This is a genomic window from Maribacter sp. Asnod2-G09 (assembly GCF_045063795.1).
Taxonomy (GTDB): domain Bacteria; phylum Bacteroidota; class Bacteroidia; order Flavobacteriales; family Flavobacteriaceae; genus Maribacter.
The window spans coordinates 710272-732957 of sequence record NZ_JBEFOA010000005.1 but is presented as its reverse complement, the minus strand read 5'-3'; the positions used below and the strand labels follow the sequence as shown (position 1 = coordinate 732957).

The 22686-nt window shown below is 36.1% G+C and carries 13 protein-coding genes; 1 reads left to right on the top strand and 12 read right to left on the bottom strand.

The genetic code is table 11. The features are described from left to right. Nucleotides 1-4: 4 nt before the first annotated feature. From ACJJVT_RS15145 to aspS, 3 genes are all read right to left on the bottom strand, one after another. Nucleotides 5-859 (bottom strand): tetratricopeptide repeat protein, encoded by an 855-nt coding sequence (locus ACJJVT_RS15145; protein ID WP_405399812.1) that lies wholly within the window; start codon nucleotides 857-859, stop codon nucleotides 5-7. Beyond that, on the bottom strand, nucleotides 831-1379 hold the full coding sequence (locus ACJJVT_RS15140) for a hypothetical protein (protein ID WP_405399811.1): 549 nt from the start codon (nucleotides 1377-1379) through the stop codon (nucleotides 831-833). Before ACJJVT_RS15140 ends, ACJJVT_RS15145 begins: the two co-directional genes overlap by 29 nt. Nucleotides 1380-1505: 126 nt before the next feature. Next, the gene (aspS, locus tag ACJJVT_RS15135) at nucleotides 1506-3260 is read right to left on the bottom strand and encodes an aspartate--tRNA ligase (RefSeq protein WP_405399810.1); all 1755 of its coding nucleotides are present in this window, start codon (nucleotides 3258-3260) and stop codon (nucleotides 1506-1508) included. Nucleotides 3261-3517: 257 nt separating this feature from the next. Between aspS and ACJJVT_RS15130 the strand changes: the two genes are divergently transcribed. Beyond that, nucleotides 3518-3865 carry a toxin-antitoxin system YwqK family antitoxin gene (locus ACJJVT_RS15130; protein WP_405399809.1) on the top strand — a complete coding sequence of 116 codons (348 nt, stop codon included), beginning with the start codon at nucleotides 3518-3520 and terminating at the stop codon, nucleotides 3863-3865. A gap of 78 nt (nucleotides 3866-3943) precedes the next feature. On the opposite strand, the gene ACJJVT_RS15125 is transcribed toward ACJJVT_RS15130, so the two are convergent. The 9 genes from ACJJVT_RS15125 to ACJJVT_RS15085 all read right to left on the bottom strand — a co-directional run bounded on the left by ACJJVT_RS15125 (nucleotide 3944) and on the right by ACJJVT_RS15085 (nucleotide 22509). Then, entirely contained in the window at nucleotides 3944-7447 is a 3504-nt protein-coding gene (locus ACJJVT_RS15125) for an efflux RND transporter permease subunit (RefSeq protein WP_405399807.1), read from the bottom strand. A gap of 6 nt (nucleotides 7448-7453) precedes the next feature. Beyond that, on the bottom strand, nucleotides 7454-8620 hold the full coding sequence (locus ACJJVT_RS15120) for an efflux RND transporter periplasmic adaptor subunit (RefSeq protein WP_405399806.1): 1167 nt from the start codon (nucleotides 8618-8620) through the stop codon (nucleotides 7454-7456). A gap of 25 nt (nucleotides 8621-8645) precedes the next feature. Further along, nucleotides 8646-9986 (bottom strand): TolC family protein, encoded by a 1341-nt coding sequence (locus tag ACJJVT_RS15115; protein WP_405399805.1) that lies wholly within the window; start codon nucleotides 9984-9986, stop codon nucleotides 8646-8648. Beyond that, entirely contained in the window at nucleotides 9987-10592 is a 606-nt protein-coding gene (locus ACJJVT_RS15110; RefSeq protein WP_405399804.1) for a TetR/AcrR family transcriptional regulator, read from the bottom strand. 309 nt (nucleotides 10593-10901) lie between these two features. Further along, nucleotides 10902-12599, bottom strand: coding sequence for a CRTAC1 family protein (locus ACJJVT_RS15105; RefSeq protein ID WP_405399802.1), 1698 nt, complete (start codon nucleotides 12597-12599; stop codon nucleotides 10902-10904). Continuing rightward, entirely contained in the window at nucleotides 12586-13947 is a 1362-nt protein-coding gene (locus ACJJVT_RS15100) for a phosphatase PAP2 family protein (protein ID WP_405399801.1), read from the bottom strand. The genes ACJJVT_RS15105 and ACJJVT_RS15100 overlap by 14 nt, the downstream gene beginning before the upstream one ends. A gap of 14 nt (nucleotides 13948-13961) precedes the next feature. Then, entirely contained in the window at nucleotides 13962-17303 is a 3342-nt protein-coding gene (locus ACJJVT_RS15095; RefSeq protein WP_405399800.1) for a VCBS repeat-containing protein, read from the bottom strand. Between the two features lie 67 nt (nucleotides 17304-17370). Beyond that, a complete protein-coding gene (locus ACJJVT_RS15090; protein ID WP_405399799.1) occupies nucleotides 17371-19248 on the bottom strand; it encodes a RagB/SusD family nutrient uptake outer membrane protein in 1878 nt (625 codons plus the stop codon). Between the two features lie 9 nt (nucleotides 19249-19257). Beyond that, on the bottom strand, nucleotides 19258-22509 hold the full coding sequence (locus tag ACJJVT_RS15085) for a SusC/RagA family TonB-linked outer membrane protein (protein ID WP_405399798.1): 3252 nt from the start codon (nucleotides 22507-22509) through the stop codon (nucleotides 19258-19260). Nucleotides 22510-22686: the final 177 nt, after the last annotated feature.

Genomic DNA, 22686 nt, shown 5'->3' with positions numbered 1-22686 from the left:
GTATTTAATTACTTGCTATGATTTTGGATTTAAGTTCTTCTAAATCTTCAAGATAAATTTGGCGTAGCGTTTCAACATATGCTCTATTGTTATAATACCCATTATTGAAATCAATTATGGCATCGTTAATCATGTTTAAAGCCGCTTTATTATTTCCTTCACTTAATAATATCTGTGCTGTGTAATATTTGGCATCTGCAGAGTTGGTGAAGTATTGAATGACTTTTTCAAAGTTTTCATTTGATTTTTCAATGTTACCAGCTTCATAATACGCAATACCTCTATATAGAAATGCTTCAAGTTCTACCCAATCTTCACCAGAGTCCTCTGTTTCTTTAGTAATATGTTTGTCCCAAAAAGCAATGGAGTTGTCATAGTCTTTTGCGCCTAAATAAGCAATGCCACGCCAAAAATCTACACTATGCCCTTGTGGATAATCTAAATACGGAGTTAACGAATCTGATGCGTTAAAATCTGCAATGGCTTTTTCATAATCTCTGTAGAAATTAAGATATAGGTAGCCTCTCATTGGCTGCCAATTTTTTGGATCTATTTCGACAGATTTGTCAATGAGTGGTTTCCATTCTAAAGGCATTCCTCTCTTTAAATATGGTATTGAAATTTCGCGCCAAGCTGCGGCATGTGTTGGGTCCAATTTTAAAATAGAGTCCAACATGGTCATTGATTTAGGTGTACCTTGAATAGGCTTCAGGTGGTCATGTGTACCGAATTCTTGTTCAAAAAGAATTGTAGCAAGTTCTTTATCTTTTTGAGTATTATTTTTTGAAGCTTTATTGCAAGAAACCAACAAAAATAAACCCAGTATTGTGCTAAGGTAGTATTTCTGAAATTTCACCATTTTCAATTTTGTAAATTAAGTACATATAGCTGTCTAACTGTTCACCTTTAATGTTTGATATATTCCAATTTTCTTTTCTAGAACTTAGTTCTACAATTTGTTTGACAAGGTTTGGCGAGAATTTAGATGGCTTATAATCAATATCTAATTCATTGATTTCGATTCTTCCAACTTCTCCTTTACAATTGATTATAAATCTTAAGTTTAAAAAACCATTATCACTATTATCTGTAGTATTAAAGTTTTCTAAAATATATTTTTTAAAGGTGGATTTGCTCCCTCTGAATATGGGGACAGACATAGCAGCACTAGCAAACCAGCCAACTATACGTTCTTTATTACAAAGATTAAAATTTGATTCTGTATTATTCTGCGGTAGATGTCCAATATTATGAGGGTATTTTTTTTCATTCACTTCATATTTCCAATCATATTGATAATAAAGATACCCAACTAACGCACAAAATATTAGCACTATGCCCAATAAACTATACAATACTATTTTAACCCATTTTTTCACAAAGTGAATTTAACAAAAAATACCTTACATGGTTAGACTCTTTGTTGATGTTCATTTATCAATTGGTAGAAAACAAAAAATCCTGCGCAGTGGCAGGATTTTAAATTATAATACTATTAAGTTAGGCTATTCTTGAATATCTAACTTCAAACTCAGTTCTTTCAACTGTGCATTATCAATCGGTGCAGGTGCATCGATCATTACATCTCTACCACTATTATTTTTAGGGAAAGCAATGAAATCTCTGATAGTTTCTTGTCCGCCTAAAATAGATACAAGTCTATCTAAACCAAATGCTAGTCCGCCATGTGGTGGTGCACCGTATTGGAAGGCATCCATTAGAAAGCCGAATTGTGCTTTTGCTTCTTCAGGTGTAAAGCCTAAATGCTTGAACATGGTTGCTTGCATATCTTTATCGTGAATACGAATAGAACCACCGCCTATTTCGTTTCCGTTCAATACAAGATCATAAGCGTTTGCACGTACTGCACCTGGATCAGTATCTAGTAATTCTAACTGACCTGGTTTTGGAGAAGTAAATGGGTGGTGCATAGCATGATAATGCCCGGTTTCTTCATCAAGCTCCAATAATGGGAAATCAACTACCCATAATGGTGCAAATTCATTTGGTTTTCTAAGTCCAAGTCTGGTTGCCATTTCCATTCTCAAGGTACTTAATTGTGTTCTTGTTTTATTGGCATCACCAGAAAGTACGCAGATAAGATCACCTGGTTTAGCACCAGTTGCTGCTGCCCATTTAGCTAAATCGTCTTGGTCGTAAAATTTATCTACGGTAGATTTAAAGCTTCCGTCTTCATTACATTTTACGTAAACCATTCCGTTAGCTCCAATTTGCGGTCGCTTAACCCAGTTTACTAAAGCATCTAATTCTTTTCTAGTATATGAGGCAGCATCTGGTACGGCAATACCTACTACTAACTCTGCAGAATTAAAAACTCCGAATTCTTTATGCTGGGCAACGCTATTTAATTCAGCGAATTCCATTCCAAAACGAATATCTGGCTTATCGTTACCATATTTAGCCATGGCATCGTCATAAGTCATTCTTGGGAACGAATCGATCTCAACACCGTTCACTTCTTTTAAAAGGTACTTGGTTAAGTTTTCGAAAACGTTAAGTATATCTTCTTGCTCAACAAAAGCCATTTCACAATCTATCTGTGTAAACTCTGGCTGTCTGTCAGCACGTAAATCTTCATCTCTAAAACACTTTACAATCTGAAAGTATTTATCCATACCACCAACCATAAGCAACTGCTTAAAGGTTTGTGGCGATTGTGGTAAGGCATAAAACTGCCCTTCGTTCATACGACTTGGTACCACGAAATCGCGAGCACCTTCTGGTGTAGATTTTATTAAATACGGAGTCTCCACTTCTATAAAGCCTTCACCGGATAAAAACTTACGAACTTCCATAGTTACCTTACTTCTAAAAATAAGATTGTTTTTTACAGGATTTCTACGGATGTCTAAATACCTATATTTCATACGTAGGTCTTCACCACCATCGGTTTCGTTCTCGATAGTGAATGGCGGAGTTTTAGATTCGTTCAGAATGGTAAGCTCAGAAACTAAAACCTCAATATTACCTGTTGGGATGTTGGTGTTTTTTGAAGCTCTTTCAATAACCTCACCCTTTATTTGAATAACAAACTCTCTACCTAAATTTCTTGCCTGCTCTAAAAGTTCAGCACTGGTGCGGTCTTCATCAAGAACGAGTTGTGTAATACCATAGCGATCTCTTAAATCTACCCAAACAACGAAACCTTTGTCTCTAGTTTTGGCTACCCAACCAGATAGTGTAACCGTTTGGCCAATATGTGATTCTCTTAATTCCCCGCAGGAATGGCTTCTATACATAACATGTGCTTTAATGAAAGGGCAAATTTAAGAAGTCTATTTCATTATAGGTCTATATTAAAGACACGTTTTATAGGATGACCGGTTTGGTTGATATGAAGTTGAATTTTACTTAACTATCTTAAAAACAGTTAAATATGGCTTCAATGTAAATTTAATGTTATGTAAAAGTTACCTAAACATTGATTAATTGCAAAATAATTGTATCTTTATCTCGTTAGAGTACTGTAAAATAATAATCCCAAAAAAAATATATCATGAAAAAATTCTTAATTATAGCTGTAATGGCATTGTCGTTCGGAGCTTACGCTCAAGTTGATCCTACTTTTGAAAAAGAAGGAGATAAGGTAAAAGCAACGTACTTTCACGCAAATGGTGAAAAGTCTCAAGAAGGGTACTTTTTAAATGAGAAGTTAGAAGGTGAATGGAAAATGTTTAATGAAAAAGGAGACAAAATTGCCATGGGTAGTTATGATAATGGTGTAAGAACTGGTACGTGGTTATTCTGGGAAGGCGATGTAAAAAGCGAAGTAAGCTTTGATAATAACAGAATTGCTAGTGTAAATAAAGCTAGTAAAAAAGATCCTGTTGTAACGAATAAATAATCTCAATCAAATACAACAACAATAAGAAAAGCCCCGTATCATTTGATACGGGGCTTTTTTATTTCAGCTTTTTGTAGCTTAAGCTACGTGCTCTAATTGTTCATTTTCTTCATTACTATTTCCACCGAAACTACTGAACTTTATTTTTATACGGTATACTATATTAAATAATACCGGTACAATGATTAAGGTTAAGAAGGTCGCAACGATTAAGCCGAAGATAACCGTCCAAGCCAATGGTCCCCAGAAAATTACGTTGTCACCACCAATGTATATATGCGGATTAAACTCTGAGAATAGCGCAAAGAAATCAATGTTTAAACCAATAGCTAGCGGAATCAATCCTAATACGGTTGTAATGGCAGTTAATATTACCGGTCGTAATCTTGCCTTACCGCCAACGATCATAGAATCTGTCGCATCTTTAATGGTCAATAGATCGCTATCTTCCATACCAAGTCTTATCTTTTTACGGTCGACCAGAATTTGGGTGTAATCGAGGAGTACCACTCCGTTATTCACCACAATACCGGCTAATGAGATAATACCCATCATGGTCATCATAATTACAAAAGACCATCCGGTGATCATCAATCCTCCAAATACGCCGATAAAGCTTAGGAAAATTGCGATCATAATAATTAATGGTTTCGAAATACCACCAAATTGGAAGATTAGGATAAGCATAATCAATCCTAATCCTGAGAAAAAGGCACCTACTAAGAAAGCTTGTTGCTTTGCTTGCTCTTCTAATTGACCTGTGTAATCGATTTTCACTGTATTAGGAGTCCCGTCAAAACTTCCCATTTCATTCTGAATTTCGGCAACAATTGCACCGGCATCTGTAAAGCCAGGTTTTAATCCCGAATAAATAGTAACTACACGTTTACCATCGCGGTGTTTAATAGCACTAAAGCCCGATGTGTTTTTTTCGGTTGCTACGGCAGAAATCGGAATTTCCTTAATTTGTCCGTTAGAAGGATCTCTAAAAATGATATTCTGATTGAATAAGGCACTTTTATTATATCTCAAATCTTTATTGAATCTGATGTTGATATCATAATCTTCACCATCTTCTTTATAAACACCAGCTTTTTCGCCAAAAATAGAACGTCTTAACTGATTACCAACTTGCCCAACGGCAACACCTAATTCACCTGCTTTTTCGCGATCCACAATTACTTGCATGGCTGGTTTACCTTTATTTACATCAATTTTCAATTCTTCAATACCTGCAATGTTTTTAGTATTGATGAAGTTTTTAATGTCTTCGGCAGTATTGATCAGTTCGTCATAATCGTTACCTTCAAGCTCAATGTTAATAGGAAAACCTGCTGGCGGACCATTGGCATCTTTCTCTACCGATATGGCAACACCAGGATAAATACCCTGTAATGCGGCTTGTACACGACCACGAATATCTTCGGTATTTAAACCATTACGAAATTTATACTCGCTAAAGTTTACGGTTACCTTACCCTTATGAGGCATTTCGGCAGATGAACCACCATCGGTAAGCGGGTTACCGGCACCTTCACCTACTACAGATACAGCAGATGCCATCATAAAGTTTTCACCCTTTTCATTCTTGTACATATCATCATTCATGATAGCGTACACCTGGTTTTCTACCTCTTTGGTAATCTCATTAGTCTTTTCAATAGAAGTACCTTCAGGGTATTCTACATACACATAGATTTCATTTGGTTTGTTATCAGGGAAAAATTCAATTTTTGTTCGACCGCTCATTACAGACATAGCAAATAACATGAATACACCAATCAACATTAAAAATGTAATACCAAAATACCAGTATACATTGCCACCCTTTAAAGCATGTTTTAAACGACGCTCATACCAATTTTCAAAGCGCGCCATGGTTCTCTTTTGAAATCTAATAGCTGAACCTTTAATAATGTATTTATAAGCCCAAAACATGATTCCGGTTAATATTAATACTGAACCTAAACCACGCATAGCGCCACCAAAAATTAGTATTAATGCTCCTAGACCACCTAGAATAACACTCATTCTAATTAATTGCTTTAGGGTCAATTCTTTTTCATCGGTGCTCATGAATTTAGAAACCAACATCGAGTTCATGAAAATTGCCACGAATAATGAAGAGCCCAATACTACAGAAAGTGTAATAGGGAAGTAGATCATAAACTGCCCAAAAATACCAGGCCAAAGTCCTAATGGAACGAATGCCGCTACCGTTGTAGCTGTCGAAATAATAATAGGGTAGGCTATTTCACCGATACCTTTTTTAGCAGCTTCGGTTCTTGACAAACCTTCATCCATTAATCGGTACACGTTCTCTACAACTACAATACCGTTATCTACTAACATACCAAGCCCCATGATCATTCCGAAAAGGATCATCGTGTTTAGGGTATAACCTAGCCATGATAATATGACGAAAGACATGAACATTGACATTGGAATCGCGAAACCAACGAATAACGCATTTCTAAAGCCTAAGAAGAACATTAAAACAGTTACTACGAGTATAATACCGAAGATGATGTTGTTTACTAAGTCATCAACCTGGTTCAGTGTACGAGTAGAAGAGTCATTGGCTATAGATATATTTAAATCTGGCGGAAAGTAATCTGCTTTCTCTTTTTTTACCAGTTCCTTTATTTTATCTGCTGCAGAAATAGAATTTCTACCAGCTCGCTTTTTTACATCTAGCATTACTACGTTATTCCCGAATTCTCGAGCATAGGTAGTTTTGTCTTTTGCTTGAAAGTTAATGGTCGCAATATCTTTTAGGTAAACAGCCCCATTTTCAGATTTTACCACGAAGTTGTTCAATTCTTTAGGGTCTTCAACTTCGCCTAGAATACGAATGGTACGTCTTTGTCCCACAGTTTTTAAGTTACCTGCAGACATGGTCATATTACCATTGCTAATAGCACTGATTACATCTTGAAAGCTGATTTTAGCAGCCATCATTTTGTAAATGTCGACACCGACTTCCACTTCTAAATCTTGTGCACCACGTATATCTGCTTGCTTAATTTCTGGTAAGTCTTCTACTTCATCTTGTAAATATTCAGCAAACTCTTTCAACTTTTCTACAGGGTAATCTCCTGTGAAATTGATGTTCATAATAGGTACTTCTTCAGAGAAATTGAGGTCGAACACATTTGGTTCTACCTTAGCACCATTGAAAGTAGGCCAGTCTTCACTCGCTTTTTCACTATCTACTTCATCTTTTACCTTTTGCTTAGCCTGTTCAACAGTAATCTCTTCATCGAACTCTATGGTTAAAATGGCGTAATCTTCTTGAGAAGTTGAGGTAACTTCTACTACGTTACTAATATTCTTTAACCGATCCTCTAAAGGGTCTGTAATCAGTTTTTCAATATCTTCGGCAGTGTTACCTGGGTAAGGTGTACTAATGTAGATTTTGGTCTCTATAATTTCAGGAAAATCTTCTCTGGGCATCGCCATATAGGCGCTAAATCCCAACCAAAGAAAAATGGCAATCATCACATAAATAACCGAGGGGTTATCAATGGCCCAAGACGATAAACCGAATTCCTTATCGGCGTTCTTTTGTACTTTGCTCATCGATATTTATTTTTTTATTTTTACTTTTTGACCATCTTTTACACTTCTAGCACCTTCTTTAATAATTTGGTTGCCATCTGCTAAACCAGATAATACTTCAATATTCGCACCTTGTGTTTTACCAGTAATTATTACACTCCTTTTTACCAATGCCTCACCATCTGCATTCGGCTCTTCTGCAACGAAAACATATTGCTCACCATCTGCATTTTCTGAAATTATACTAGTTGGTATTAATATAGCGTCTTCACTTGTGTAGTCGTTAATAGCGACTTTAGCAGAAAGATTCGGTTTAATTTTACCTTCTTTATTCGGTACAGGTATTTCAACTTCGAAAGATCTATTCGAAGGATTGATAAAATTGCCTGTTTCTCTAATTTTTGTAACAATACTATCACCTAAAACAGGAAAGTATACCAAAGCTTCTTTTCCTTTAGAAACGCTACCTAAATACGTTTCTGGTACTTCTACCTCAATATACATATCAGATAAATTTACAATGCGAAATACCTCTGAACCTTGCCCAGGCGCAACTACAGTACCTTGGTCTTTTATTACATTGTCAATAATACCAGAGAAAGGTGCTCTTATAGTAGATTTCCCTAATTGGCTCTGCGTTTGAGAAACCATATTCTCTGCAGCTTCATAATTGGTTTTAGCTTGTAAATATTGAATTTCTGAACCTATATTCTGGTTCCATAAACGCTCTTGACGCTCAAAAGTCGTTTTTGCTAAAGCAGCTTGCGATTTCAATTGACTTACTTGGCTAGACATACCGCCATCATCAATAGTGGCTAATACTTGCCCTCTAGAAACTCTATCACCTTCTTTAACATATACTCTTTGAAGTGTACCTGCCATTTCTGGGTAGATCAATACATTTTGCTTAGTAGACACATCACCCTGTAATTCTAAATAGTGATTAAACAGCTCTTTTTTTGCTGTCAATGTATTTACCAATGGTAATTTCTCTTCATTACCTAAAACGGCTATTGCAGAATCTAAAGATTTTAATTGTGCATCAATCAGTTTTTGTTGTGAGGTAATATCATTTTTCTTAGCTCTTATTGCCTCTAAGTCTTGCTGTGCTATTATATCGGCTACCGATTGCTCACCGCTACCACATGAGTATATGCCAACGGTTGCAATTAATAAAATTAGTATTTTCTTCATGATTGTATTTTTATTGATTGATTATTTAGTCTTTTGTATTTAAAATGGTTTCTAGTTCGGTCTTGTTATTAATTACCTCTACCATTGATTGTAAGTATTCTTGTTGGGTAGTATACAATTGTGTTTGTGCCTGTCTCAATTCAAAACTGGTTGCAAGACCTTCTTTGTATTTGATTTGGTTTTTGTTTTCAATACGTTCAGATAATGTTAGGTTCTGCTTCGCAGTTTCGTAATTATCGATTGCCAGGGTATAATTGTTTTTAGCGTTCTCTAACTGTAATCTAATTTGTTGTTCAGCTTCGGTTAATTGCGTTTTTGCTTTTTCTAAAGCAATTTTAGCGCGTTGGGTGCTGGCACTTCTTTTAAATGAACTGAAAATGGGAATATTTAGGTCAAAACCTAAAATAGAAGAATCGAACCACTGTTGGTCTCCGCTGAAAAAATCGAAGCTTTCTGAGTAAGCTGAACTGCCATAATTTACATAAGCATTCAAAGTAGGTAGCGCACGACTTCTTGCTAGTTTCCATTCAAAATAACGTTGTTCGTTCAAATTCTCAGCAAGTTTGTAATCTACATTATCATTAATATTGAAGTCGAAACCAAGAATACCTAAATCCATTTTTGACATGGTAAGATCTTCTAGGTTTTCTTGTAATTGTGTTGGCGCATTTAGGTCAAGCCCCATACTTACATTCAACATTTGTAACGTAATATCCTTTAGTCTAAGAGCACTTTGTAATTGATTTTCTACAGATGATAGGGTAATTTGAAGTTGATCAACACTTTCTTCTTCTCCAAGTCCGTTTTCAAATAACTTTGAAGTCTCGAAGAGATTTTTTTCGAGCGTGCTTTTATTCTTTTCTAATATTTCGATGCTTTCTTCTGCTAAAAGCACGTTGCCGTAAGCTTCAACAACTTGTTTTCTAACATCTAAATCTGTTTTCTCTTTGTTGTTTGCGCTATAGCTTAAAAATGTTTTTGTTGCCTGTACACCAACAATGTATGAACCATCAAATATTTGTTGGGTCAATGTTGCAGTTGCCGTTGCTGATTGTGGTTGAGAGAAAACTACAGGTATAAATTCACCTGCTGCACCACCTACTAATTCTGCAGGTAATAATGTTACAGGTTGTTTTAATTGATTTGAGTACCCAACAGATCCATTAATTTGTGGAAGTCCGCCTGCTATAGTTTCCCATTTTTGCTTTTGGGCATCTATGATATCTCTATTCGCATTAATCGCCGAATAGTTGTTTTCTAATGCAAATTGAATCGCTTCTTCTAACGTAAACGAATAGGTTTGCTCTTGTGAATATCCTAAGCTAATACTTAGAATAGTGATTAAGATTACTAATTGATTTCGCATTTATTCTTGATTTGAATTGATGATATTATTTAATATGGTTTTTCCTTTTGGTGTTACAATACCTCTAATATGGTATTCTAAAAATGAGTCCATAAGTTTGCCTATCGGAAATTGTTCTAACGGAAACATGTTTTGGTCTTTTATACTATTTAGACCGGTAAAATATATTCGAGCAACAAACTCCGGATTTATATTATCTCTAAACAAGCCTTGTTTTAAACCGCCTTCAACATTCAATAAAATGCACTTATGCATTTTATCGAATTGCATAAGCTTCAGGTTTTTATGAATTTTCGGATAGTATTTCATTAATTGATACTGAGGAGAGCTTTTTTCATCATTTAAATGAGACATTACATATTTTTTAATCTCATACAATTCTTCAATAGCGTTTTTCTCCATCGCTATAATCAGGTCAATACCATCACTTAAATCGCAGAATTTATGCATGACGCAATCTTCTACTAACGAAGTCTTATTACTGTATTCGCTGTAAATAGTTTTTTTAGACATGCCGATTTCATTGGCAATATCGTCCATGGTAATACTCTTAAAACCACGCTCTAAGAAAAGCTGCGAAGCTGTATCCCTAATTTTTTCTTTCATAACGGCTGCAAATATACATCAGGAAACTTTAGAAACTAAAAAAGTTTCCAAAGTTTTACAATTTTTTAATGTTCGGTGGTTGTTTAATGAATTTTTGAGAGATTCGTAACTAGCTATATAGCTTTAGTGAATTGTAGCTAGAACTATGGCTTTTTGAAAAAACCAAGTTTCGCTATTATGCATAGAAGGTATAAAAGCGTTTTAAAATGTATGAATTAGAAAAGATGAGGTATTGAATACTGATGTATTTTGAAGTAGGTATTCTAAAAATAAATAGATTATAATGGTCTTTAGTAGAGTAAAATAAGCTTATTGCCTTTTCCTTTTTGCTACAAAATAGAGAACAACAAGTGATAATAAAGCGCCAATTAAGTACCATATATTAGAAGTTTCCTTTTGCGGTTGATTGATTTCTACAATTTCTAATTGTTGGTTAGCTTTTATGTTGGTTAGAATTTGAGTATTGCCGCCTGTCCAGTTAACAATTACAGAATCAATAGCAATGTTATCTCCCAATCCGAAGTGTGCTATCACCGAGTTTTGTGATAAATGGCTCGATCCACCACCATCAATTTCTCTTATAATTCTTTTTCCATTAGCAATTACAGTTACGCGAGAGCCAATGCCATTTGCTTCAGAATCCAAACCTTTAAGTGCAACTTTTAGCCAATTACCTTTTTCTAGGTCATTTCTGAAAAGTCGTGTGGTAGATGCTATGGGGTAATTTAGAATCGGTTGTTGATTTACAACTAGTAAATCCATATCACCATCATTATCCATATCAAAAATGACCGAACCTCTACCAATTCCGTAATCGTTAATAGCTAGTTCTCTGCCTTTTTCTGTATACGTATTATCATTGTTCTCAAAATAGAAATTACCCATAGGCGTGCAATTGGGGTTAAGATCTCCGTTAGAAACAAATAGGTCTAAATCTTCATCATGATCAAAATCTGCAAAATTTGCGCCCCAACTAATGGCTAAATTGTAAGTACCTAATTCTTTTGCTTTGTCAACAAATGGTTTGCCAATACCTTGGTTCTCCATTAGCATATTGAACTTGATGTTGGTAATATAATAATCCATCCACCCATCACCGTTATAATCGCCAACAGCTGCACCCATGGCGTTTATTTTCAAATCCATTTCGGTTTCCTTGCTGGCATCATCAAAATGGTCATCAGGATACTCATTTCGGTATAGAAAATTAGGCACGGCCTTATAACCAAAATCTTGATTTACCAATAAGTCTTGATCTTGGTCATTGTCATAATCGGTGAAAACTCCACCAAAACCAAAACCTTTATGCCCTAAACCATATGCATCATACACGTTTTGGAAACTTTTACCTTCTTTATTTTCTAGTAAATAACTTCTAGCGGTTTGGTTCGCACTAACTATGGTGGCATCTTTTATAATACCAAGTTTGCCGGTAAATTCTTGAAAATAATTACCCACAAATAAATCAGGATATCCATCTGCATTAAAATCACCAAAACTTGGTCCTGTACTGAAGGAGTTTAAGTCCTCTAATCCGTATTCATTCGTAACATCTTTAAAGGTGATATCTCCATTATTTAAGAAGAGTAAGTTTTTTGCCCTTGGTATAACGCTTTTGCCATCGGTAGTAGTAATGGTGGTAATGAATAAATCTCTAAATCCATCTTTATTAATATCGGCACTTACGACACCTTGGGTAACATAGTCATTAGTAATTTGTAAACCAGAACTATCAAAAATATCTTTGAAAGTACCGTCACCATTGTTAAGGTATAATCGGTCAGATTTTATGCCGCTCGTTATATATAAATCTTCGTAGCCGTCATTATTGACATCGAATACGGTAACACCACCGCCAAAAGTACCTTCGTAGACTTCATATTGGTGGTCAATACCGGCAGCTTCTGAGACATCAGTAAAAGTTTGTTGCGCATAGCTCATCAATCCGAATAATAGAAAGAATATGCTGCTGCTTATTTTAATAAGGGCTGAATTATTTTTTGTCATTGTTCTTCCATTCTAGGGCATAAACATTTTTAGCGATTTCAACCCCTTTTTCTAAACCTACTTCGTTGTCTAATTGTGTGTGTATGCCACCATAAAATCTAGAATCTGCAGTTTCTAATGCGGCATCCCAAAAGGTATCGAATGACCGAATTACAAAATCGGTTTCTTTAAGTTCGTCGCGTTCTCTGCCTTCGTGAGCTTTATCTGTAAATGTAAATTCTTTTCCGAAGTTGTGCTCTAAAACTGTTGCCGCTGCAGCTGCTTGAATCGCATGCCCAGAAGGGAAAGAAGGAAAAGGTGGATCGGGCCAAAAAGACTCCCATTCTTCATCAATATATTTTGGTACAAATGTGTTTGGTCGTTCTGTAAAAAACTGATATTTCCATTTCCAGCAATTCACGAAAGCATCTGATACTGCCATCCCTACTTGAGCATAGATTTTGGCACTTTCGATAAGTGAAGTATCATGCCCATCTATAGCCAAGGTGGCAAAATAATAAGAATGCCCTGGTGGCGTAAAACTAACATCTGGATCATCGCCCCACCAAATAGCAGCTTCTTTTTCTAGCTGTGTCAATTCTAAATCTTTTAGATATACATTTTCAAACTGCTTGTAATACGGTGAACCAACAGTTGTGTCATACGGAATCATCTTTGGGTCTTTTAGTTCTTTATTTGTGGATGCAAAGGTTCTATTTTCTCCCCAATGTGGGTGTAATGGGTGGTGGCTGAACGATTGTGCGAATAATGGAGGTTTCCAAGCACCTGGTCGATCTGGGTGCACCATTGTTTTGTCGAAATTATTGAGATACCCTCTGTGTCCGCCATCTGTTTTTGACCATTCGAAAATAGTTTGTGCGACAGATTTACCAAAAGCCACAGAACGGGAAACGGTTTCTTCATCTAAACCATTTTGAAATTGAGTAAATATCACTTGTTCTAGAGAGTCAATTTTTTGAATATTTTCTTCGGATGTTTGAACGTAGATATTCTTTAGAATTTCAGATTGCCCAGCATTTAATGCCAATACCCAACTATATTCTTTTGAATCATCTGCCATAGGAAGCATTTCTAACCCTTTCAATTGACCATTCATTGATTTATATTCAGTGAAACCCGGTACAATTGCCTCATACATGGTTAGCCCAGTATAGCCAAATGCCCTAGATGCAAAAGTGGGGGAGTTCGAGGGCGTATATCTGGTAATGAACAAGGTCATATTTGCCCATTCTAAAGCAACTTCTTTATTACTCATTTTTGGCTGCTCGTTTGTAGAGCATGCCATTATAAGTAAGAGCAGTAGTACTGTAGAAATTCTTGTAAGTGTTTTATTTATGGTACTAGTCATCGTTATTTAAAGAGCTATTTTAAAAGTTTATAGGTTTCAGTTGCTGCGCCGTAACTGGTTAATATAAGTTCATTATTTATCAATACTGCATGGGTATTGCTTCCTTTTATTGATAGTCCAGATTTTGGTTGCGATACATATTTAAAAGTACCGTTGCCAACACCTAAAAGTACTGTGCCGTAGTTGGCATCAAACTTCCCTATTCTAAGTTTATAAAAATCATTGTTGCCTAAAAGTAGCAAATCTATATTACCGTCATTGTTGAAATCTGAACTTATAATTTCTGAAATAGGGGCGTATTGCGCTTGAACAGGTAATGGTATGTTTTGGTATTTGCCATTTGAGTTGCTCATTAAAACGGTAGTTTCTTGATGGGTTATGGTTAGTTTATTAGCCTTCTGCATTTCGGTTTCAGCGAAAATATCTGACAATGTTGCATCGGCGTATTTTTCATAACTATTAAACTGTTGTCGTTTACCTGAAAGTTGACCTAGCAACTCATCTCTTGTGATATAGGGGTAGCTAGTACCATCCATATAAAAATTCAAAATAGGATCTACGGAACCGTTGTTGTCAAAATCTGAATAATACAATTCAGCGGGAGTATCGTTGCTCAGTTTAAATTGAGTATTGCTACCAATGTTACCAGCAATTATATCTGGTTTGCCATCTTTATTAAGGTCAGTTACCTGTAGGCTTGTCCATAATCCAGATAAAGGCTCTTCAAAAAACTGATTAGTTTCATTAATTAATTTACCATTTTTATTGAGGTAAATAGAAATAGGCATCCATTCACCTACAACTATTAAATCATCGATTTGGTCACCGTCCATGTCTGCCCATACAGCATCAGTGGTCATCCCTAAATTTTTCAATTCTGGCTGAATAGCATCGGTCTGGTCCGTGAAATTGCCTTTGCCATCATTTATTAGAATATAGCTGCTAGATGATTCAGGAAAACGACCGGGAGTAATAGATCCACCAACGAAAATATCTAAAAAGGTATCGTCGTTCACATCTGAAAAAGCAACTGAACTTGTGTTGTTTTGCATATTAGGTAGGGCAGATTCAGATTTTATAAAATTTCCTTTCCCATCACCTAAATACAATCGGTCTTGTAATAATGGATCATTTTGGGCAAAGTTATGGTAGCCACCACTAGCAACGTACATGTCTAAGTTACCATCATTATTTACATCAAAAAGTGCGATGTCTGAATCGAAACTTTCTTTGTCTACATCAAAACTAGCATTGACTTTTTGAGTAAATTTCTTATTGTTGTTCTGTATAAATATGGATGTTGCTTGCCCAATACCACCACCAATGATAATATCTTCTAATCCGTCATTATTAATATCTCCCTTTGCCATTGGCGGACCATCATGAGAAACTTGTTTTAATAAAAGTGATTGCCTTTTAAAGTCATTTACTGATGATGATCGGTGCTGGTAATTAATAGCACTTGCGATCTTTGAAAATAAGACCTCTGATTCATCTTTTACTAAAACTGATTTTTTTGCATTACTTTCTTCAAGTACCAATAATTGATTTGTGGAAATTTGTGTGAGGATTTCTTTTTTACCCGAATTCCAATTGATTACTAGGGAATCTATGGTAGTGTTATCAGCCAATCCAAAATGTAAAATGGGCGAAACAGTTGATAGATAACCTTGAGTGGGCATTTGTTCAATTACTTGAGTTTTTCCATTACTGAAAATACTTACTTTAGAACCAATACCATTTGTATTTTTATCGCTGCCTTTAAGTTCTACATTCAAATAGTTATTGGTTTCATTTGGCGAATCGTTTCTGTAAATAAAGGCGGGTTTGTTAATGTTATTTACCACTAAATCCAAATCTCCATCATTATCTAAATCGGTATATATAGCGCCGTTACTATTCGCAGGTTGATCCATACCGGCACCTTTAGTATTGTCTGTAAAATTTACGCCGTCTTTATTGCTGTAAAAGAAATTGGTTAGGTTAGAGGCTGGCATTTCTTTTATGAGTTCAAGAACATCTTGTCGTTGTAACCTGCCTTTAGATTGCACGTAACTATCCATGTAGTTGATGAAATCTAAATTGGTGTAGTCTCTAAAATATCCGTTAGAAATAAATAGATCTTTAAATCCGTCATTATCGAAATCTGCAAATAGTGGAGCCCAGCTCCAGTCTGTATTTGAGATGCCTGATAATTGCCCAATTTCACTAAAGGTGTCATCACCATTGTTCAATTGTAGCATGTTACGCATGTATTGATGGTGAAATCCGCTTCTGATATTTAAATCGAACTTTTCATAATTATCGGGAGATAAAAGTAGCTTTTGGCGTTTGTTATCTTTTGGTAACATGTCTAATGTGAAAATATCTTGTAGTCCGTCATTATTAATATCCGCGACATTATTCCCCATTGAGAAATGACTCGTGTGCCCCATTTGTGAGCCTAATTGGTCTGTGAATGTTCCGTTTTGATTGTTAATGTACAAGTAATCTGGCACTGTGTAATCATTAGAAATGTAGAAATCTTGCCATCCGTCGTTATTGATGTCACTTATGGCAATACCTAATCCGTAGGTTAGGGCAGAACCACTTATACCTGCTTTTTCGGTGATGTCGTAAAATTTATTATCTCTTTGTTCAAATAGACGAGTACCTTGAAACGGGTCGTCTTTTTTTAAAAATTCTTTTGTGCTTACTTCATTTAATACTGGCAGTGATTTCGGATTATGATTTAATAACAGCATGTCTAAATCGCCATCTTTATCATAATCAAAAAAATAGCCTTGGTTACTGAATGCGGCACTTGCCAATCCATATGTTTCAGCTTGTTCTTTAAAAATGGGAATGTTGTTAGCGTCGTTACCTTGATTGATAAAAAGTTGATTTTTACGCTTAGCATCTGGTAATGCTCCTGAATAACATAGGTATAGGTCTAATTTACCGTCGCCGTTTACGTCTGCAGACGTAATACCCGTTTTCCAAGGTCCTGGTCTGCCGGTGATTTTTGAAATTGCGGTTACATCTTTAAAAGTAAAACCGCCTTCATTTAGATAGAACTTATTTTCACCCATATTAGAAGTGAAATATAAATCTTGTAATCCGTCATTATTAAAGTCTCCCGTAGCTACGCCACCACCATTATATAAGTATTCATATACCAATACATTAGCATTTAGCCCTTCTTTTAAAGTGTTCTGAAAAGTAACCTTAGTTTCATTTTTAGATAAAAGAGTAAAAAGAGATGGTTTTTCTGGCTTATTGATAGTAGCCGTTGCTTCATCTTTTTTAGGCTTTTCTGTACAGCTTTGAAGGAGTGTACATATAATAAGAAAATAGAGAGTTAGATTTTTTGTCATTTGCTTAAAAGTAAAAGATCTATCCCAAAAAGGGATAGATCTTTAATTTAACTCAATTTAAACTAAACTAATAACCCGGATTCTGAATCAATAGGTTATTTCTGTTGATTTCATCTCTACTAATAGGCATGAAATACATTTTGTCATCCCAAGTTCTGGTTTCATTATCATTATTATCAACAACGGTATACGTGTAATCATATACTGTTGTGTCATATTGATAAGGAGATCTTGGTGTAGCACCTGCTTTTAGTGCCGCAGTTACTTTCATTACTTTAATACCTCTACCCAATGTTTGGTCAGCGATCATCCATCTTCTAGCATCATGGTATCTATGCTCTTCATAAGCTAGTTCAACCCTTCTTTCGTTGATGTAGTCTTCTAAAAGCTCAGTACCTGATGATTCAATTGCTGGCATACCTGCTCTATAACGAATCTTGTTCAGCCAATTTCTAGCTTCCCCTTCATCGCCAAGTGCAATAGATGCTTCTACATAATTCAATATTACTTCAGTATAACGAATAAACGGCCATGGCACTACCTGTGCACTTGATTGATTGTCTACTAATGATGGATCTGAATCGATAAACTTACGAACGTAATATCCTGTTCTACTACCGTTCCAGTTCTCGATAGGTGAATCACGCATGTCTACACCTGCAATGATTCCGCCACTACCATCTGCATAGGTACCTGTTTGAATCTCATCAAATGGATCTATTCCAGCAACGTCATCTGGTCTTGGTTTCCAAGCAGCTCCGTCGTAAAGAACAGTTGCGGTCAATCTTGGGTCTCTGTTTTCATAAGGTGCAGCAGCATGCTCAGGATTGCTCCAATCGAAATCAGAACCATCCATCATTTGGTAATCATCTACCAGTTGTTGAATAGGCGTATTACCAGCCCAGTTATGGTAACCGTTCGGACCATTGTTGATCCCTTGGTGAATACCACCTAAAGGCCAGTTACTCTCAGCTGTAAATAAAGGTGAATGCGTTCTTTCAAATAACAGTTCTGATCTTGCAGCAGCATCACCAACAGCACTTCCGCCTCCCATAGCAATGGAGATATAAGTCTGTTCAGCTTCTTCTGCAGATGCAGGCGCTGTTAAATCTAATTTATAACCAGTTGTTGCATCTAATACTGCCTTGGCTGCAGTTTTAGCGGCTGTCCATCTTGCATCTCTATCGCCAGAGGTGTAAGCAACTAATTCTAGATTTGAATATCCACCTAGTACTGATGATTTTGCACTTGCCGTTGGACCATCTCTTAAATCACTAGCGGCATAAGTTAGTATTCTAGATTTTAAACCCATAGCACTTAACATTGATGCTCTACCGGGTGTAACGTCTTTACCGTCTAACAATGAAATTGCTTTGTCTAAATCATCAGTTACGAAAGTTACATTCTCAGCGTAAGTGCCTCTCGCTATGGTATAGTCGTCATCTAAACCATAAGGCGCATCTATTAATGGTGCACCACCATAAAAACGCATTAGTTGATGGTAATAATAAGCTCTTAAAAAATGAGACTCACCTAGTAATCTATCTTTTAGTGCTTGGTCATCAAACCCTGCGTTTGGTAATTCTTGTATTGCAATATTCGCTTTACGAATAGCTAAATACAACTCGTTCCATTGTGGAATGATATTTACGTTCCCCGTGCCTGACGGTGAAAGTGAACCTTCGGTAATTACATTTACCCCTCTACCAGAGTGGGTAAACATTGCTTCGTCTGTTAATGAAGATAAACCCTCTTCCTCAAATCCTCCATAGCCTAGAGATGAGTACACATTAAATACAAAAGCTTCTGATAAAGCCCCATCTGCCCATGTGGCATCTGCTGAAATGGCATCTAATGGTGAAGTTTCTAAAAAATCTTCATTACACGAAATAGGTACTAACGCTAGCGTTAGTAGACCTAAGAGTACTAATTTTCTTTTTTTCATGATTTTTTTTTAAAATGTTAAACTAAAACCTGTGTTAATAATTGACTGTTGTGGGTAGAACTGACCACTATTACTAGTCGATTCAGGGTCATAGATATCTTGAGCTGCCCATGTAGCCAAGTTAAGGCCACTCATGTATACCTTGAATTTAGAAAGTCCGAACTGACTAATCATTTCTGACGGGAAATTATAGGCTAGTTGAACGTTCTTAAGTCTTAAATAATCTTTACTGAAAAGGTTGTAGGTGTTATTACCATAATCACCACCTGTATAATATGTATCTCCACGACTTGCTAGTCTTGGGTGTACACTACTTGGGTTATCTGGACTCCATCTGTTATCGTAGCTATACTTTAAGAAGTTACCGATATCTCCAGATTCTGTTTGAATGAATAATTTAGCACCTGTTGCACCTTGTAATAATACAGAAAGATCAAAATTCTTATAAGAAGCATTAAAGGTAACACCAAAGTTGAAATTAGGGTTAATGCTGTTTTTTAATCTTACTTGATCTAAATCATTAATTGCGCCATCACCATTAACATCTTTAAACTTCATGTCGCCAGGTTCTAAGGTTGGCTTAACTGCGCTATAATCTAATGGATCAGCGTCTATGGCAGCTTGGTCAATAAAAACCCCGTCAGATTCATATACTAAATATGACCCAATTGGCTTTCCTTCTTGTAATTGGTAATCTGGAGCCCCAGGAATTTCATCTAAAAACTCTACACTGTTTTGCGCATAACCACCATTAACACCAACATCCCACTTAAAGCCATCAACACTACCGCCGAAATAGTTTAAAGCAAATTCAAAACCTTCATTATTTACCTTACCAGCATTAACTGGAGGTAATAAATCTGAAATACCAGAAGAACCTGGTGTAGAACCTGTCTTTTGAATAAGAATTTGATCACGTTTGTTTAAAAAGTATTCTAATGTAAAACTCAATTTGCCATCAAGCACTATACCATCTAAACCAATGTTATAGTTTTTAGCACGCTCCCAAGTAAAGCTTGGGTTAGCCAATAAGTTTTCGAATAATGTAGTTTGTACTTGACCATTTACAGGGTACTGTCCGAACTCATAAATAGACTGATATGCATATTCCTGTAATTCGTCATCTGTAATCTCGCCATCACCATTCGTGTCAAAAGAAACTTGGTCATTACCCATTTCACCATAAGAACCTCTAAGTTTTAAGTAACTGATTGAATCTACATTGAACCAATCTTCGTTATTAATGTTCCAACCAAGTAATAAACCTGGGAAGAATCCGAAACGATCATCACCTGGGAAGATGTAAGAACCATCAACTCTCCAAATAAATTCAGCCAAATATTTTTCTTTGTAGTTGTACTGAGCACGACCATAGTAACCTAAACGAGTTCGGTTATATCCATATCCATCTGTTTCTTGTGCAATTTCCCCACCTACACCAAGTTGATCAACTGCCGTAGAAAGATAATTTCTTCTAAATGCTGAGAAAAACTCGCCTTGAAAATTTTCACGTGTAATACCTGCTAAAAGACCAATGTTATGATCTTCACCAATGGTTCTATCATAAGTTAATATACCCGTAAGGTTAGTGTTTAGTACATTATTAGATGATTGTAATAATCTTGCATCTGTAAAATTTGAACGAATAGATCCGCTTAGTTCAGGAGTGCCTGTTGCAATATAATTCGCACGATCTAATGAATAGAGCGTCCATGGTGTTTGCCATAATTTTCTACGTAACTGACTTTGATCTACACCTGCCGTTAAATTTAATTTAAGACCTTCAACCCATGGGTTCGAAATATCAACAGAACCAGTAAATTGTAAGAAGTCTGTTGGTTGTTTATCATAACCGGTAGCATTGGTAGTAACAACAACTGGTTGTTGTCCATTTTCGATATCTGGACCTGGCAAGCCGTTTGGCCATATTGCAGGTTCGTTTGGTCTACCTCTCATTAACATTCTAAAAATAGCACCTGCACCTTCAGTAGGGAAAGTTCTATCTTCCTTTCTGTATGCCATGCTCAACTTTGTAGAAATGTAGTCGTTAATTCTAGCATCGGTATTTAATCTAAAATTATATTGCTGATACCTGTTCGCAGAATTCTTATAAATAGCACCCTGGTCAGAATAACCTAAAGAAGCATAATATTTTAAATCTTCATTACCACCACTAATAGATAGATTGTGTCTTTGTTGTTCTGCCCAATCTTTAAAAGTTGCACCGAACCAATCTGTGTCTGGGTATAACCATGGATCTGCACTAGTTCTATAGTTGTTAATTGTCTCTGGACTAAAAGCAGCATTCACAGTTTCTGCAGGACTGCTGCCAGGTATGGTATAACTACCAGAGTTTTGAAAAGCGGTATTTGCAGTACCCCATTGCGATGCTGGTATATTACTATTGTAGATCGCCAGTTCGTTCATTATGGTTTGGTACTCTACAGCACTAGCCATTTCAGGAGTTCGTGTTGGTCTTGTAAGTCCGAAATCGGCTTTATAGTTTATTTGCATTTTGCCAACTTTACCAGATTTAGTGGTAACGATAATTGCACCGTTTGCAGCTCTTGCTCCATAAATTGCTGCAGAAGCATCTTTAAGTACAGAAATATTAGCAATATCATCTGCATTAATACGACCTATACCACCATCTCTATCTGGTATACCATCGATTACGATTAATGGTTGGTTGTTACCCAAGGTGTTTGTACCACGAATACTAATAGTAGATTCGTCATTACCAGGCTCCCCACTGGTTTGTACGATTACTACCCCTGGTAGTCTACCTGCAAGTGAGTTAGATACACTAATAGCGGGTGAACTTTCAAGAACAGGACCTTGTACTGCAGTTACCGCACCGGTTACGGTTGCTTTTTTCTGAGTACCATAACCAACGACAACTACTTCGTCTAGGTTGGCAACGTCTTCTTCTAAAGAAACATTAACGGTACTTTGATTGTTTACGGGTACTACTACTGCTTTAAAACCAATATAGCTAAATCGTAAACTGGTACTGCCATCATTTACGGTAATTGTAAAGTTACCGTCAAAATCTGCTTGTACTCCCGTTGTTGGGTTATTGGCATCAATGACTGATACACCCGGTAACGGCATGTTATCTGAAGCTGATGTAACAGTTCCAGAAACGGTTGTTTGTGCGTGGAGACTGGTGAAGAGAAATCCACTAAAAAATAAAATCATCGTTAAGCCTACATGATTTCGAATCATGGAAAACTTAGGAAAGTTTTTTTGATAATTCATAAAGTTAGTTGTTACAGTTGTTAGTTATTCTTGTTGACATTGGCATCATAATCTCATGGAAGCATTTTGAGAGAAAAAGACTATGATACACTATGCTACCATAAACAAATATATAAATTAATGTTAATTTAATAAATTTTGCTAGGATATTTTTTGAATATGATATTTGAAACACAA

Coding starts and splice junctions, on each gene's coding strand:
- ACJJVT_RS15145 (WP_405399812.1), bottom strand. CDS start 859: ATGGTGAAATTTCAGAAATACTACCTTAGCACAATACTGGGTTTATTT.
- aspS (WP_405399810.1), bottom strand. CDS start 3,260: ATGTATAGAAGCCATTCCTGCGGGGAATTAAGAGAATCACATATTGGC.
- ACJJVT_RS15130 (WP_405399809.1), top strand. CDS start 3,518: ATGAAAAAATTCTTAATTATAGCTGTAATGGCATTGTCGTTCGGAGCT.
- ACJJVT_RS15125 (WP_405399807.1), bottom strand. CDS start 7,447: ATGAGCAAAGTACAAAAGAACGCCGATAAGGAATTCGGTTTATCGTCT.
- ACJJVT_RS15120 (WP_405399806.1), bottom strand. CDS start 8,620: ATGAAGAAAATACTAATTTTATTAATTGCAACCGTTGGCATATACTCA.
- ACJJVT_RS15115 (WP_405399805.1), bottom strand. CDS start 9,986: ATGCGAAATCAATTAGTAATCTTAATCACTATTCTAAGTATTAGCTTA.
- ACJJVT_RS15110 (WP_405399804.1), bottom strand. CDS start 10,592: ATGAAAGAAAAAATTAGGGATACAGCTTCGCAGCTTTTCTTAGAGCGT.
- ACJJVT_RS15105 (WP_405399802.1), bottom strand. CDS start 12,599: ATGACAAAAAATAATTCAGCCCTTATTAAAATAAGCAGCAGCATATTC.
- ACJJVT_RS15100 (WP_405399801.1), bottom strand. CDS start 13,947: ATGACTAGTACCATAAATAAAACACTTACAAGAATTTCTACAGTACTA.
- ACJJVT_RS15095 (WP_405399800.1), bottom strand. CDS start 17,303: ATGACAAAAAATCTAACTCTCTATTTTCTTATTATATGTACACTCCTT.
- ACJJVT_RS15090 (WP_405399799.1), bottom strand. CDS start 19,248: ATGAAAAAAAGAAAATTAGTACTCTTAGGTCTACTAACGCTAGCGTTA.
- ACJJVT_RS15085 (WP_405399798.1), bottom strand. CDS start 22,509: ATGAATTATCAAAAAAACTTTCCTAAGTTTTCCATGATTCGAAATCAT.